A 622-nucleotide genomic window follows, 5' to 3' on the forward strand; every position below is an offset into this window, starting at 1 on the left:
AGAATGTTTGACACGGTCACGTTTCGCTACCGGATGCCGGACGGTGCAACTGAATCTGAATAGCAAACTAAAGACCTGGACAGTGAATGTACTTTTTACGAGATCTCCGCTGAGAGCAGTCTGCTCCGCTGGCCGGATAACGGCGATGAACTTATCGTGACCGGGTTTGACGGCTGCATCACTGTCTGCGCCCGTCAGTGCTATCACCTGTACTTTAACCAGAGGCAGCTGGAATGGATCGAAGGATATTCTGGGGGAGACCGCTGGCCGTTTGAGCCGGGCCGTTTTATGCCGGACCAGTCCTGACGGGATTTCTATTGCTGATGGGTGAGGTGTAAATGGGAAGTATGAAAGAACTGCTGTTTGAAATGCAGGAAGAACGCGCAAATAAATGGATTACGCTTAATTATCCAGAAGCAGAGGAAGGTACTCCTGAGTGGGATACTGCCGTTCAGGAATACAGCTGGTTTAAGGACTGGATGGAATAGGCTGCACAGCAGCAGTATTTTGAAGCCCCGCTGGCCAGTATTCCGACCGGTTGCAGGATGCAAAAGACGAATTGCGTGAGCTGGAAGAACTGCTGCAGACCGGTCAGCCTAATATTGTGCTGAGGATCATATTT

General features: G+C 50.5%; 1 protein-coding gene. It reads left to right on the forward strand.

Going from position 1 to position 622, the window contains the following annotated elements:
• The first annotated feature begins 347 nt into the window (after positions 1 to 347).
• A complete protein-coding gene (locus ENTHG_RS25890; RefSeq protein ID WP_237567432.1) occupies positions 348 to 488 on the forward strand; it encodes a hypothetical protein in 141 nt (46 codons plus the stop codon).
• Positions 489 to 622: the final 134 nt, after the last annotated feature.

It is taken from the genome of Phytobacter massiliensis JC163, assembly GCF_000321045.1.
Taxonomy (GTDB): Bacteria; Pseudomonadota; Gammaproteobacteria; order Enterobacterales; family Enterobacteriaceae; genus Phytobacter_A; species Phytobacter_A massiliensis.

Coding starts and splice junctions, on each gene's coding strand:
- ENTHG_RS25890 (WP_237567432.1), top strand. CDS start 348: ATGAAAGAACTGCTGTTTGAAATGCAGGAAGAACGCGCAAATAAATGG.